Source organism: Phascolarctobacterium faecium (assembly GCF_003945365.1).
GTDB classification, from domain to species: domain Bacteria; phylum Bacillota; class Negativicutes; order Acidaminococcales; family Acidaminococcaceae; genus Phascolarctobacterium; species Phascolarctobacterium faecium.
The window spans coordinates 1492955-1507161 of sequence record NZ_AP019004.1 but is presented as its reverse complement, the minus strand read 5'-3'; the positions used below and the strand labels follow the sequence as shown (position 1 = coordinate 1507161).

The window sequence follows — 14207 nt, the reverse complement described above, 5'->3', positions numbered from 1 at the left end:
TTGGAGCGGGCGATGGGAATCGAACCCACAACATCAGCTTGGAAGGCTGAGGTTTTACCACTAAACTACACCCGCAATTTACTAAGCAATGCTCTATGTATTTGGTCGGAGCGGCAGGATTCGAACCTGCGACCCCCTGCTCCCAAGGCAGGTGCTCTACCAAGCTGAGCCACGCCCCGAATACAAAGGATATTATATAGATTTTTGATCCTAAAGTCAAGTCTTTTCGTATTTTACCTGACAGATTCTTCAGATAAATTTTTATGCAATCAAAAAGGCAGCTGTAAAAACTGCCTTTTTGAGTCCAACAATTTAATAAAACTTAAGCTTCTTCAGCCACTTCTTCACTAATATCAGCCTTTTCTTTTTGCTTCGCCAAATGTGCGGTATAACGTTTTGTTTCGGCTACGATAACTCCAGTAAGGCCCAGAAGCGCGATCAAATTAGGAATAGCCATCAAACCGTTAACTATATCTGCTAAAACCCAGATTGCTTCCAGTTTCAAGAATGCACCGCAGGCAATCAGGCAAATAAAAATAATACGGTACGGTAAAATTGCTTTAACACCCAGCAAATATTCGATGCAGCGTTCACCATAGTAATTCCAGCCTAAGATCGTAGTAAAGGCAAACAGTACCAGGCCAACCATCAATAGATATTTGCCCCACACCGGGAAGCCCATCGTAAAGGCAGCCTGAGTCAACGCCGCACCATTCAAATCACCAGTCCAGACATTAGTAACAACCAGCGTCAACCCAGTCAGTGTACAAATAATGATCGTATCAATAAAAGTACCGGTCATAGAAATCAGCCCCTGTTCGGCGGGCCATTTTGTTTTAGCAGCAGCAGCAACGATCGGGGCACTGCCAAGACCGGATTCGTTAGAGAAAACACCACGGGCAATACCATTACGCATTGCCATCATAACAGTTGCGCCCAAAAAGCCGCCAGCGGCAGCCGTAGGACTAAAAGCATTAGTAAGCACTGTGGAAATAGCTGCAGGCACCTGATCTGCAAATATAAGTAAAATACCTACGGTAGTAACAACATATAACAAGGCCATAAAAGGAACGATTTTACCTGCTACGCTGGCGATAGATTTAAGACCGCCAATAGTAACGACAGCAACCAGCACTGTCAGCGCAATCGCAGTATAAATAACAGGAATGCCAACAGACAACTGCGTGATCTCAACTATAGCGTTGACCTGAGCAAAAGTACCGATACCAAAATAAGCACACAACACACCGGACACGGCAAAGAAAACAGCCAGCGGTTTATAAGATTTACCTAAACCGTTTTCAATATAATACATAGGTCCGCCGGCAATATTGCCATTAGCGTCAACTGTACGGTATTTTACCGCCAAAAGACCTTCGGCATATTTGGTAGCCATACCAAAAAATGCCGCCAGCCACATCCAGAACAAGGCACCGGGACCACCTGCTTTGATAGCAGTAGCAACACCGACTATATTACCTGTACCGACAGTAGCTGCCAAAGCTGTACACAATGCTTTAAAACTGTTGACGTCGCCGTCACCATCATTTTTAGCCGAAAAAATCAATTTTAAAGCCATTGGCAGTTTAAGCACCTGCAATAAATTCAAACGCAGGGTCAACCAGATACCGGTACCAACCAATAATACCAATAACGGCGGTCCCCACACAAAACTGTCGATCTCATTCAAAAGCTCCAACATAAAATTCTCCCTCTTCCCCTTATGTGAAATGAAAAACTAAAAGCCCACCGGAATAACGACAACTCCGGTGGGCAAAAAAACGATATAAGTACTCCCCTGCCTAAAAGGCAGCGGAACTACTGCTATTGCTCTGTCCATTGGCCTGAGAGATAAGAACATCAACGATATTCGTGCACCTTCGGCGCCCATTCAAGGGACTCTCCAGAGTTGTGTCCGCATACGGTTCCGCCTGATTTCCAGGCACCTGAGAGTTTAGCTCCTTCGGTAGACGCATCGTCTTCTCCCATATGTTTCATCCACGCATTATTCACTTGTGATGTTAGTTATTATAGCAGATAGTTAAAAAAAAGCAAGTACTTTTGTATTGTATACATGTATTCAATTGACCAAAGTATCGAAATAGCCTGCCTCTATCAGCTTAGCCAAAGCCAGCTCGCCGCCCTGCGGTTTAAAATCAACTGATAAAACAGGTGCCGCCAGCCCTTCTGCACCAAGCGACATGCCGACAGCACGGGTATTATAGCCTCCAGCGACTGCTTCCACAAAATGGGGCAGACAGAACCCGCCCAAAACGCCCGCGATCAGCAGAACTACGAATACTTTGAGACAACGATCACTCAATTTACCGTATGTCATACTGTATCACCGTCCTTTACTATCTTCATTATACAAAAATATTCACTTCTGTGAACATTTTGAAAACTACAATACTGCTTTCATTATCTACAAAATTATTTTTTCTGTGGTTTACTTGTGTCTTACAGTTTTAAAGCTAAAATAATCTGCTAAGATAAATAAAAAGGAGGTATACTATGAAAAATCCTAACGGTTACGGGGGCATCAGCAAACTGCCCGGCAACCGCCGCAAACCCTATCGTGTACGACTGACAGCAGGCTGGCAGTATCAAACAGATGGCAAACCACTGCAAAAATATCACACACTTGGTTACTATACCAGCAGACGCGCTGCCCTAATCGCACTTGCCGACTACAACAAACGCCCTTACGACTTAAATCTGCAGCATATCACTTTAGGCGAGCTTTACAACCAGTGGTATGACAAACATACCGTCCGTCTTTCACGTTCCTCACGCTGCAGTTTTACGGCAGCCTGGAAAAAATGTACTGATATTGCCAACGAACCAATCAAAAAAGTAAAAAAAGCACAAATGCAGGCAGTCATGGATAATAATCAGCACCTTTCCCCCAGTGTGCAGACGCGCTTAAAAACTATTTTCAACGGTATTTTTCGTCTCGCACTTGAAAATGATCTTATCAACGTAGACTATTCGCGTTATCTGGAAAAGAACGCTACTGCCAAACAAACATCCCGCAGTATTTTTACTCACAGTGAAATCAAATGTTTATGGAAAAATCTTGAACTGACACTGCCGCTTGCTGACGGCAGCCGCCATCATTACAATGACGTCAGGCTGGTCGATACGGTACTGATCATGCTTTACAGCGGTATACGCATCGGCGAGCTGCTGGAAATACAAACGGTACATATCGACCTCAAAAAGCAGATTATTGACCTGCACGGTACTAAAACAAAAGCAGCACACCGTATCCTGCCACTGCATAAAGATATCGTGCCGCTTGTCGCCGCCCGTATGCACGGTAAATATCTGATCGAAACAGAAAATGGACAGCCAATAATCTACGATACCTACAAAAAACGTTTTTTTAACCTGTTAATGTCAACATTAAAAATGCAGCATAAGCCCCATGACTGTCGTCATACCTTTATCAGCGGTATGGACTCATGCGGGATCAGCGCCGGCAGCGTTATTTTAAAACGCATAGTTGGTCACGCCAATGCCGATGTCACCGAAAGCTACACTCACAAAAATATCCGGCAGCTTTTAACTGCAATCAACAAACTAAAATATTGATTTGTGTCTTACCAGAGTCTTACAAAACGTTATAAATTTAATAAATAACCCCTGCGTTTAATAAACGCTCAGACTGATGATACTAACTTAATGGAAATTATTAATCCTCTTGAATTTTACTAAAAACCAAAAAGGTTTCACTTTGGTGGAATTGGTAGTAGTAATTGCCATTTTAGGTATTTTAGCAGGGTTGGCGATTCCACGGTTTATGGATGCTACAACTAATGCTCGTGGTTCAAGATTAGTTGCTGATTTGCGAACTATCGAAAGTGCAGAATCTATGTATTATGCAGAAAAAGGTCAATTTGCTACTATGAAAGAATTAGTAGATAATGGATATTTAGCAGTTGAACCGATTCCACCGATTGGTGCTTTTAAAGTGGCTGAAACTAATCAAGCTGGTGAAATCAAAGCTGCTGTAACATCTTATACCGTAACACCGAATAATGGTGTTACTCCTAAAACTGTTACCATTAACGCTGGCACAAATATAGATTTAAAAACTTTAATGACTAGAAAAAATAACTAATTTCAAATAGGCAGATAGGAAATTACAGCCTATCTGCCTATTTATTTTAATACTAGAAGGAGAAGTTATGTGCAAATATAATAAAGGTTTCACTTTAGTTGAACTTGTGATAGTCATTGCTGTTATTGGGATATTGGCAGGACTTGCGATTCCTCATTTTCTTGATTCGCAGGCTAAAACCAGAACCGCCAGAGCGGCGGCCGATATGCGTACTTTGCAGAGCGCTGTTGAACAATATATGGCAGCAGGTAATACCATTGATGGCCTTACGGATGATCAAAAAGCTAACGGTGCAAAAGTTTTTAAAGACATTGTTGATAAAGGTTTTTTATATGCAGTGCCAACAGCTCCTCAAGGCGATTATTACTATGCAGTTAGCGGTAATAGAATAGCACTAAATAATTGTTCATACGGCATAGAGAAAGCAAGCAGTGGTGTAGGCAGCAGTGAAAATAAGAGAAAAATAACAGTATCTTTTATTAATGGATTAGGTACTGGCACTAGCGGTGTTCCATACTCAATTTTTATCGAACAGTATATTTTAGGAAATTGGTAAATTATAAACGATTTTAAAAATACCTGAAATTTAATAAAACAAGCTTTAAAGAATAATCCCCGCTGACGCTATGCGTCAACGGGGATTATTTCATTTGGCTTCGATTTTTGCGATATTACTTTGATACAGGCCGATACTGGCAAGAGTACTTTCGATCTTAAACTCATCTTTTTCACGCTGCAGCAAAATGTTATAGACATGCTCAAAACGGGAAAACATATCGTGTTCAGCAGTACAGAGATTCAGATAACCGATGTCGTGTACTGCCTGAGAAACAAGTTCGTTTTCGTAATGAGGTTTTTTATAAGGGTTCAGCTGCCTGCAAGCTGCGTGCCATGCTTCTGCGGCAGTCAGTTCACGCTGTCCGGTTTGATGTTGCAGCAACATTCTGGCCGCCTGCACAAAAACAGCAGGCTTAGGCGGATCAAAGGCGGTGTTTTCAATAACATACATCGCCGCAGCCTGCGCCACATCTAGCGGAAACTGCGCAATAAACGGATACCAGTCGTTTACGACTTCGCTGCCGTTTCTTACCAGCATAGGGAAATAACGGCCCAAACGATCAATGATCTTGGCTGCATCCTGCAGCGTGACCTGATTATTCATGGCAGCCTCCCTGCGCTAAAGCACGGATTTGTGCTGCACCAGCAGAAAGTACGGGTTTGGCTTGTTGGGAAAAGGAAGTAAAAGAAGAGTTTTGATAAAAATTATTTTTCTTATCTTTCTCTTCTTTCTTATTCTTCTTATTAGATGCAGAGCCTTTGCAGTCGCTTTGCATTGCCTTTGTAAGGTCTTTGCAGTCAGCTGTGCACCGTTCGTCATCAAGGTACTGGTAAGCGCCCCAATTCACGACAGTCAGCAGGCGTCCGGTCTTTGTAGATTCGTTTGCCAAAAAACCAAGTTTTACAAATCGGTCTAAAGCTCCCCTAACATTACCTGCGTTGACACCTTTGCCACAACGTTCGGCAATATGCTGTAAGCTGGTAATAGTCTGTCCTGGCTGCACGCTGAACTTTTGCCCCTGCCATTCCCATTCGGCGGGAGCGAAGTTGACCATAGACAGCAAAGTAAGAAGAACAGTTTTTTGAATCGGAGTAGATTGTTTCCAGATAGGTTTATCCCAAAGTTCGCGATAAATCTTAAAGAAGCCATTGTTCATGGACAGCACCTCAATTTTTTATATTTTTGATATAAAAAACAAGGGATTCCCGGCTGGCTGAGTGTAATAATGTCTGCTTGCAGGCGCACTACCGCTTAAAAGCGTTTTTTATCTGGCTAAGGCTCACCGTTGCACAATGCTTGTTTATTGCCGTTGCATAGGATTTTATAACGTCGCCGCTTTAGTTTGCCATCAGTCGAATTATTTTACACGTTGCTCAGCGTCTTGTCCTGTTTTTTGAAGCCTTGCCGCACAAGCTGTGGTTTGAAGGCAACCTGTTAAGTATGCGCTTGTTAACGGTGTTTGTCAAATAAAACACCCCCTTATCTTTAAGACTTGTTTTTATAAGTTTAATATTTGTTTGTAAATCTGTTAATAGGCTGTGGACCCCAACCTAATTCTATAGCAACTAAAACATCAGAGGTAGATATATCAGAATGGTTAATAAATGTATAATAAGCTCCAGAAGGAACTGGTAATTCACGATAATATTCGTCTGCATTAACAAAGATAGCATTTCCGATCGGAGGAATTGGAATAAAATCTAGATAACCTTGCTCGACTAACATTGGAAGGATATCATCATAGATTTCACTGGTAGGCAATCCTGTTACTTTCTGTGCTCCACCATTTTTGACCAGATAGGCGGTGTATGCTTCTTGAATAGTAGCCATATCGGCAACTATGCGTGCGCCTCTTGCAGTTGCTGTAGCATCAGTATACATAGGAATTGCGATACCCGCTAAAATACCGATTATTGCAATAACTACGACTAATTCGACTAAAGTAAAACCTTTATTATTTTTAAACATGATTACCTCCAACGTAATTTAAAAGAGCCAGCATTAGCTGACTCTTTTAAATTTATTTATAAATTAATTGCCAGTTTCTGGAGTAGTTGTAGTTTCGGTACCACCTAAAAGCTTATTTAAAGTTAAATCACCGCTTACACCGCCAGCACTGATAGTTGCATTTGTTAAAGTTACTGTTCCTCCTTGAGCAGTATCAGGAGTATAAAGATATGCGCCTGTGTCTGATACAGTACCTTCAGTAGGAGATGTTGACTTTGATTTAAGAACCTGAGCAATAATAAATTTTCCGGTAGGAGGAACAGGCCAACTACCTTGCACCAAAGAATTTAAATCATTTTGCGCTGCTGGATATTTAGCATTTTTAGCATAATAAATCATTTCTGCGGCCTGAATAGTGCGCATGTCTGCTATGATTTTAGAGCCACGGGCAGATGCTGTAGCATCCAAAAAGCGCGGTACAGCAATGCCGGCAAGGATACCGATAATGGCGATTACTACTACCAATTCCACCAAAGTGAAACCTTTTCTGTTTTTAATAAAATTTTTCATTGGATTTCATCCCTTCTTAATATAGCGTTGCTACCATTATTTGCATAATAATATAGCCGCTATTTTATTTATATTTTAATAATAACTCTTTTTTAAACTTTTATCAAGTATTTTTATCATAAAACTTTTATTTTATTTATAAGTTACCTACTTTTGTAACTATTTCAAACATCGGCAGTAAAAGAGCTACTGCCAGCGTACCGATAATGACGCCTAAAATAACTATCAGGATCGGGTCCATGATAGTCTGCAGTCTTCCGATAGTATCATCTACCTCGGCGCCGTAGAAGTCGGCGACCTTATCAAGCATGGTATCCAGAGCGCCGGTTTCTTCGCCAATATTTACTAAGCTGATAACGATTGGCGGAAACATACCGCTGGCTTCCATAGGATCTGCCAAAGTACGGCCTCTCCTTAAGCTGCCGCGGGCCTGATTAAGTACCCTTTCAGCCTGCAGACTTCCTGTAGCCTTGCTGACAATGGTCATAGCGTTTAAGATCGGCACGCCGCTGCGTGACAAGCTGGCAAAAGTACGGGCAAAACGGGTAATGATGATTTTGTTATATAAGTCTCCGAAAATAGGTACTTTCAAATAAACACCATCACGCCACAGGCGAAAACTTTCTTTAGTACCGGCCCATTTATAAAGCAGGAACAGGCCGATCAGTGCGGCAATAACCAAATACCAGTAATGGCCAAGGAAATTGCTGATGCCGATAACGACACGGGTGACAAATGGAAGTTCGATTTTAAGCTGTTCAAACAAGCCGACAAAAACCGGCATAACGAACATCATAATAATAGCAACCACAATAGCAGCTACCGATAAAACTATTGCCGGATAAATCATAGCTGATTTAAATTTGGCATTCATTCGATAATCTTTTTCAAACTGTGCTGCCAAACGATCCATAACGATTTCTAAAATACCGCCGGCCTCGCCTGCTGCTACCATGTTAGTCATCAGCTCGGGAAAGACTTTAGGGAACTCGGCCATAGCTGCCGACAATGCTTTACCTTCACGGACACTGGTAGTTATCTGCCCTAAAACAGTACGCAGACGCTCTTTAGCAGATTGCTGAGTTAGTATCTCCAGCCCTGTTAAAAGCGGTACACCGGCTCCCAGCAGAGTTGCAAACTGGCGGGCAAAAATCGAGATGTCATAAAGATTGATACTTTCCTCAAAAAGTACTCCCGAAAACAGCCCTTTCTTTTTAGAAGCTTCAATGCCAGCCACATACATGTCCTGTTTACGGATAAAGGCGGCTACGGCAGCTTCGTTAGGGGCGTTGACTGTGCCATAAACTACAGCACCATCACGTTTACGTGCTTTATATTTAAATTGCTCCAAACTGCGGTTCCTCCTTTAGCCTTATAGTCCATGCATATAGCGTTCTAATGATAATGGGTCATAACAGCGTTCTTCCGCTATACTGCGGTCGATCTTATTTTTACGTACCAGCTGCGCCAGATAGGCATCCATACAAATCATCCCGAATTTGGAACCAGTCTGGATATATGACGGTATCTGATGTGTTTTGCCTTCGCGGATCAAGTTCCGCAGCGCCGGTGTGGCAACTAATATTTCAAAAGCAGCCAGACGTCCGGTTTGTTCGCGATTCATCAGCAGTTGCTGGGCAACGATGCCCTGCAGGTTGCCAGCCAGCTGAATGCGAATCTGCTGCTGCTGGTGTTCGGGAAAGACGTCGATGATACGATTCACTGTCGATGCCGCATCCTGAGTATGCAGAGTTGCCAAAACAAGATGTCCGGTTTCGGCAGCAGTGATAGCGGTGGCGATAGTTTCAGTATCACGCATCTCGCCTACCAGAATAACGTCAGGATCTTCACGTAATGCTGCCCTAAGGCCATTGGCAAAGCTTTTGGTATCACTGCCGACTTCGCGCTGGTTGATAATGCTGTTGATATGGTTATGCTTATATTCGATCGGATCTTCCAGAGTGATGACATGATCTTTGCGGTGTTTGTTGATTTTATTGATAACAGCCGCCAGTGTCGTTGATTTACCGCTGCCTGTAGGCCCTGTCACCAATACCAGACCACGCGGCAGCATGGCAAGGTCGCTGATAACGTCAGGCAGGCGCAGGTCCTCAAAGCTGGGTATATTATTGGAAATCAAACGCAGCGCTGCTGCCACACAATTACTCTGCTTAAAAACATTAACACGGAAACGGCATACATTTTCAATTTCATAAGAAAAATCAGCTTCGCCGTTATCAAGAAACTGCGTGCGGCGCCGATCGTCCATCAGTTCCATGGCCATATTATAGGTATCCTCACGGCGCAGAGGTTCTTCACCCGCCTGCCGCAGCACGCCATTGACACGGAACATTGGCGGCAAGCCTACCGTTAAATGGATATCCGAAGCGTTGACATCAAAAGCGTCACGCATTAACTCTTTGATCACTTTGTCATCTCCTTACGCATACGCTACGCGCAGCAATTCTGAAGCAGTTGTCTCTCCATCCAATACTTTGCGGATACCGTCTTCTTTCATAGAAGTAACGCCATAAGAACGTCCGGCAGCAAAAATTTCCGTATCTGGAGCATTTTTCAAAATCAGTTCCTTCATTTCAGGAATGATAGGCAGAACTTCATGGATCGCCATACGTCCGGCATAACCGGTAAAATTACATTTACCGCAGCCGGCACCTTTATAGAGTTTTACTTCTTCATCAAGTGCAATACCCATATAGGCCCTTTCTGCCGCGTCAGGAGCATAGGTTTCTTTGCAATGCGGACAGATACGGCGCACCAGCCGTTGAGCTACGACACCTCGCAAAGCGGAAGCTACAAGGAAAGGTTCTACACCCATATCGATCAGTCGCGTGATCGCGCCTGCAGCATCGTTGGTATGCAGGGTACTGAAAACCAAATGACCTGTCAATGCGGCGTGAATGCTGATACGAGCCGTTTCAACGTCACGAATCTCACCGACCATGATTATATTCGGGTCTTGACGCAAAATACTGCGTAGTCCGTTGGCAAAGGTAAGGCCCGCTTTATTATTGACAGCTACCTGATTGACGCCTTCAATACGATATTCGACCGGATCTTCAACAGTAATGATGTTTTTATTAGGATTGTTGATATTGGTGAGCGTAGAGTACAGAGTTGTCGATTTGCCGCTGCCGGTAGGACCTGTGACAAGTACGATGCCATAGGAAGAGTTGAACAGACTGCTATACAGCTCCATATTCTTCGCTGTGAAAGCCAGATCATTGATATCAATAGAAGCCGCCGTTTTATCAAGAATACGCATAACGACCTTTTCACCTAAAATAGTCGGCAAAGTCGAAATACGCAGATCAATATCACGTCCACCCTGTTCAATATTTATACGACCATCCTGCGGCAGACGTTTTTCGGCAATATCCATTTCCGCCATGATCTTGATACGCGAAATAATAGCGCTGTGACTGTTTTTCGGAAGTGTTACCGCATTACGTAAAACGCCGTCAACACGAAAACGCACCCTCGTATCATCCTCCTGGGGTTCGATATGGATATCACTGGCCTTATCTCGGACAGCCTGCTCAATGACGGAGTTGACGATTTTTATTATCGGCGCGTCCTCACTGCTGTCTTCAACTCTGCGAATGACAGGAGCAAAAGAATCTTCTTTCAATTTGTTGAGGCTGCCGCCTACGCGGCCGCTGACACCATAAAAATTATTAATGGCGTTAATGATATCCTGCTGTTCGGACAACACGATAGAAATGTCACAGCCACTGACCATGCGCACATCATCAATCGCATAGAAATTTGTCGGATCATTCATCGCTATCGTCAGACGGTTGCCATCTTTTTTCAGCGGTACTAAAGTGTAGCGCTCTGCCAGAAAGATTGGTACTGCCGCAACAGCTTCCGGCATAATTTCGATATCACTCAAAAACATATATGGTATGGAAAGCTGTTTTTCTAAAGTTTTAAGCATTTTACGCTCAGTCAAAAAATTCAGACTGATCAGAGTCTCACCAAGTCTTTTGCCATTTGTTTTTTGTTCAGCCAAGGCTTGATCCAGCTGGGACTGCGTTATTTCTCCCGAGGTAACAAGAATCTCGCCCAAGCGTCTTTTCTGAGTTGCCACGTTGTTCTCCTCCATTTTAAATATTGCCAATAACACGGTTATCTTAGTTTTTTTATTGCTTTCAAAACAAATAATACCCCTATATTATTTTATATTTAATTATACTACGCTATGTATTCTAAAACAAACTTATTTTAATAAAAAGAATAAGAATATTTATTTGCTTTTTTCATCTTGTGGTATAATAAGTATATTAAGATTTTATAATTATCAGTTTAATTTATATTGGAGGAATTATTATGCGAAAACAGCAAGAGAAAACTGATCGTTTGTCACTTATCATTCTGGCAGCCTTCCTGGTTTTGAGCACCTCGCATTTCATGTGCCGCTTTGATGCCAGTGGTTATATAGAAGGCCTGTTCGAAAAAGCATGGGCCGGACAAGTACAGTCAGAAGCTCAGGTTCAGCCTGCTGCAGCAGTTGTACCTGCCGCAGATGCTTTAGCTGCGGCACCAAAAGTACAAACTATAGCCCGTAATCCTTTTATGGCTCCGGCAGCAATGCTCAACAAGCCAACTGTGCATCCCGGTGCAGTTATCGGAGGCGGTGCACCTGTTTATGCAGCTCAGCCTGTTTTACGCGGCATCATCAATAACGGAGTCAAACAGCTGGCCATTATCGAATTTAACAACACCAGTAATTATTACAAAGATGGTCAAAGCTTCGGCGATTATACTGTTGCCGCTATCGGCATCGATTCTGTTGACCTGAGCCATCCGCAAAATCCGCTTCATTTGACCCTAGGGAGGAATAACTAATGCATTCTTGGAAAAAATCGCTGCGAAGCACTACTCTCGCCGCACTTTTGGCCTTCAGCAGCACTACTGTTGCTTTGGCCGCACCTAACGTTACCTTAAATGTGCACGACGGCGAAGTTCGCGATGTTTTGACTGCTATTTCCGCTCTTTCGGATGCCAGTATCGTTACTGACGAATCTGTTAAAGGTAAAATTACTATTGCCTTAGATAATGTGCCGTTCAACACTGCTATCAAGCTTATCACCAGTGCCAAAGGACTGGCATATCGCATGGTCGACGGCGTTATTTTGGTTTCCACCCAGGAAAATCTGAACAAGTTCAACGGCAGTGTCAATGTTTTTAAGCTGAATTATGCCAAAGCAGAAGATGTTAAAAATGCTTTGAATGATATTCTGGAAAGTGAAAAGAAAATCAGTATCGACCCTATCACCAATTCTATTCTGTTCAGCGGCAGCAGCACAGATGAAGAGCGTGTACGCTCGGCAATCAAAGCGATGGACGTTGCTACCAAACAGATCACTTTGGAAGCCAAGATCATTTCTATCAACAAAGAAGACAGTAAAAACCTGGGCATCAACTGGAATTGGGATAAGATACCACAGAACAGTGAGGACAGCAATAACAGCAGCAATAACGATGATGATGAAGATTTCGGCGGCGTAGTTCACTTTGGCGCCAGCTATGAATTCCGTTTTAATGCGACACTCAACGCACTGTTTGCTAATGGCAAGGCCAAAATTTTAGCGACTCCGCGAATCATCACCGTTCCCGGTAAAGAAGCAAGTATCTTTATCGGTGACCATATTCCTGTTTTGACTGAGAAAATCGAAAACGGTATTACCGTCAACACTACCGAATATGTAGATGCCGGTATCAAGCTCACCTATACTCCGCTCGTCAGCGAAGACGATATGATCACCTCAGCCGTACATACCGAAGTCAGCACGCCGACACTGGTTTCTGAAATCAAAAATTATAAGATCACCAGCCGTACTGCCGATACTTATGTAAGAATGCGCAATGGTGAAACACTGATCATCGGCGGCCTGATCAATGAAGAAGAGCAGAAAAATATTCAGAAGATCCCCTTCCTCTCCAATATTCCTATTTTAGGTGAACTGTTCAAAAACCGCAGTACAACTAAAAATAAAACTGAGGTTATGATGATCCTGACGCCGCATATTACAGAAGCAGGCGCGTCCCCGGCTATTTATGATACTCAGTCCCTGGAAAATGAATTTAAGGATTTCGATGATAACAGATTCCTGAAAGATATCAAAAAATCCGAGCGTTCTCAGGCTGAAGCTAAAATCAAAGCCCAGCAGAAAGAACTGGCAAAGGAAATGAAGGAACTGCAAAAAGAGTTTGGCGACGATAAGGCCAAGGCTCCGCAGTCAGGTTCGATGCGTGACCGCGTCAACCAAATCTTAAACGAAGATAAATAAAAAGTAAGAGCTATCGCAGTAAAAGCGATAGCTCTTTTTGTCTGTCTTCTTATATATTTTTATACCTGTCAGCTATTGTTTTGAATTTACGTACCTCTGCTTCAATATCATCTGCTGCCAAAATCCCGCTGACAATAGCTGCGCCGTTGGCACCGGTTTGCAGTACCTGTTCAAAATTGGTGCTGTTGACGCCTCCGATACCGACAAGAGGTGCCGTAACAGCCTGTCTGATACTTTGCAGTCCGTCAAGACCTAAATAACCGGCATCATTTTTGGTAGTGGTGCCAAACACCGCACCGCAGCCCAAATAGTCAGCACCATCCGCAAGCGCTTGCCTGGCTTCTTCAGGGTTATGAGCCGATGCGCCAATAACTGCCTGCTCGCCTAACAGCCTGCGCACTACAGTAACCGGCAAATCGCTTTGCCCCACGTGCACACCGTCTGCCTGAACAGCCAACGCGATATCAAGCCTGTCGTTGATCAGCAGAGGTACATGATAAACAGCACACATTTTTTTCAGCAGCAGCGCCCGTTCAAGCAGCACACGACTGTCAGCATTTTTATCGCGATATTGCAGCAGGGTCACGCCGCCTTTAAGTGCGGCTTCAATGCAGGCAGCGAAATCACGTCCCTGCAAAAATCCGGTATCTGTTACCAAATATACACTGTAATCTATTTTCAGCTTCATTTT

Annotated in this window: 15 protein-coding genes, 2 tRNA genes and 1 riboswitch; of the genes, 5 read left to right on the top strand and 12 right to left on the bottom strand. The window is 43.2% G+C overall.

Annotation, left to right across the window (positions count from 1 at the left end; all coding sequences use genetic code 11):
* Nucleotide 1 precedes the first annotated feature (1 nt).
* The 4 genes from PFJ30894_RS07405 to PFJ30894_RS07390 form a co-directional block, all read right to left on the bottom strand.
* A tRNA-Gly gene (locus tag PFJ30894_RS07405) sits at nt 2–75 on the bottom strand.
* A 27-nt stretch (nt 76–102) separates the two neighbouring features.
* Nucleotides 103–179: transfer RNA gene (locus tag PFJ30894_RS07400), tRNA-Pro, on the bottom strand.
* Between the two features lie 143 nt (nt 180–322).
* Complete coding sequence (locus PFJ30894_RS07395) at nt 323–1702, bottom strand: alanine/glycine:cation symporter family protein (RefSeq protein ID WP_125669441.1); 1380 nt, start codon at nt 1700–1702, stop codon at nt 323–325.
* 120 nt (nt 1703–1822) lie between these two features.
* Nucleotides 1823–1917: riboswitch (glycine riboswitch) on the bottom strand.
* 163 nt (nt 1918–2080) lie between these two features.
* Nucleotides 2081–2338 carry a hypothetical protein gene (locus tag PFJ30894_RS07390; RefSeq protein ID WP_125669439.1) on the bottom strand — a complete coding sequence of 86 codons (258 nt, stop codon included), beginning with the start codon at nt 2336–2338 and terminating at the stop codon, nt 2081–2083.
* A gap of 176 nt (nt 2339–2514) precedes the next feature.
* On the opposite strand from PFJ30894_RS07390, the gene PFJ30894_RS07385 reads away from it, so the two are divergent.
* From PFJ30894_RS07385 to PFJ30894_RS07375, 3 genes are all read left to right on the top strand, one after another.
* Complete coding sequence (locus PFJ30894_RS07385) at nt 2515–3597, top strand: tyrosine-type recombinase/integrase (protein ID WP_125669437.1); 1083 nt, start codon at nt 2515–2517, stop codon at nt 3595–3597.
* A 145-nt stretch (nt 3598–3742) separates the two neighbouring features.
* A complete protein-coding gene (locus PFJ30894_RS12045; RefSeq protein WP_211305758.1) occupies nt 3743–4126 on the top strand; it encodes a type IV pilin protein in 384 nt (127 codons plus the stop codon).
* 67 nt (nt 4127–4193) lie between these two features.
* Nucleotides 4194–4682, top strand: a complete 489-nt coding sequence (locus PFJ30894_RS07375; protein WP_113077071.1) for a type IV pilin protein — start codon at nt 4194–4196, stop codon at nt 4680–4682.
* 90 nt (nt 4683–4772) lie between these two features.
* Here the strand turns inward: PFJ30894_RS07375 and PFJ30894_RS07370 are convergent, their stop codons facing one another.
* From PFJ30894_RS07370 to gspE, 7 genes are all read right to left on the bottom strand, one after another.
* A complete protein-coding gene (locus PFJ30894_RS07370; RefSeq protein WP_113077070.1) occupies nt 4773–5288 on the bottom strand; it encodes a hypothetical protein in 516 nt (171 codons plus the stop codon).
* Nucleotides 5281–5841, bottom strand: coding sequence for a hypothetical protein (locus PFJ30894_RS07365; protein ID WP_125669433.1), 561 nt, complete (start codon nt 5839–5841; stop codon nt 5281–5283). Before PFJ30894_RS07365 ends, PFJ30894_RS07370 begins: the two co-directional genes overlap by 8 nt.
* Before the next feature lie 350 nt (nt 5842–6191).
* Nucleotides 6192–6653 (bottom strand): type II secretion system protein, encoded by a 462-nt coding sequence (locus PFJ30894_RS12040; protein WP_113077068.1) that lies wholly within the window; start codon nt 6651–6653, stop codon nt 6192–6194.
* 63 nt (nt 6654–6716) lie between these two features.
* A complete protein-coding gene (locus PFJ30894_RS07355) occupies nt 6717–7202 on the bottom strand; it encodes a prepilin-type N-terminal cleavage/methylation domain-containing protein (protein WP_125669432.1) in 486 nt (161 codons plus the stop codon).
* Nucleotides 7203–7338: 136 nt separating this feature from the next.
* Nucleotides 7339–8553 carry a type II secretion system F family protein gene (locus PFJ30894_RS07350; RefSeq protein WP_125669430.1) on the bottom strand — a complete coding sequence of 405 codons (1215 nt, stop codon included), beginning with the start codon at nt 8551–8553 and terminating at the stop codon, nt 7339–7341.
* 21 nt (nt 8554–8574) lie between these two features.
* Complete coding sequence (locus PFJ30894_RS07345) at nt 8575–9615, bottom strand: type IV pilus twitching motility protein PilT (protein ID WP_113077357.1); 1041 nt, start codon at nt 9613–9615, stop codon at nt 8575–8577.
* A 27-nt stretch (nt 9616–9642) separates the two neighbouring features.
* Nucleotides 9643–11313 carry a type II secretion system ATPase GspE gene (gspE, locus tag PFJ30894_RS07340; protein ID WP_021718325.1) on the bottom strand — a complete coding sequence of 557 codons (1671 nt, stop codon included), beginning with the start codon at nt 11311–11313 and terminating at the stop codon, nt 9643–9645.
* 239 nt (nt 11314–11552) lie between these two features.
* Here gspE and PFJ30894_RS07335 point away from each other — a divergent pair, with 239 nt between their 5' ends.
* Both PFJ30894_RS07335 and PFJ30894_RS07330 read left to right on the top strand, forming a co-directional pair.
* Nucleotides 11553–12071: a hypothetical protein gene (locus tag PFJ30894_RS07335; RefSeq protein ID WP_113077075.1), complete on the top strand. Its 519-nt coding sequence runs from the start codon at nt 11553–11555 to the stop codon at nt 12069–12071.
* Nucleotides 12071–13516, top strand: coding sequence for a secretin N-terminal domain-containing protein (locus PFJ30894_RS07330; RefSeq protein WP_113077076.1), 1446 nt, complete (start codon nt 12071–12073; stop codon nt 13514–13516). Before PFJ30894_RS07335 ends, PFJ30894_RS07330 begins: the two co-directional genes overlap by 1 nt.
* 49 nt (nt 13517–13565) lie before the next feature.
* Here the strand turns inward: PFJ30894_RS07330 and thiE are convergent, their stop codons facing one another.
* Nucleotides 13566–14204, bottom strand: a complete 639-nt coding sequence (gene thiE / locus PFJ30894_RS07325) for a thiamine phosphate synthase (protein ID WP_113077358.1) — start codon at nt 14202–14204, stop codon at nt 13566–13568.
* Nucleotides 14205–14207: the final 3 nt, after the last annotated feature.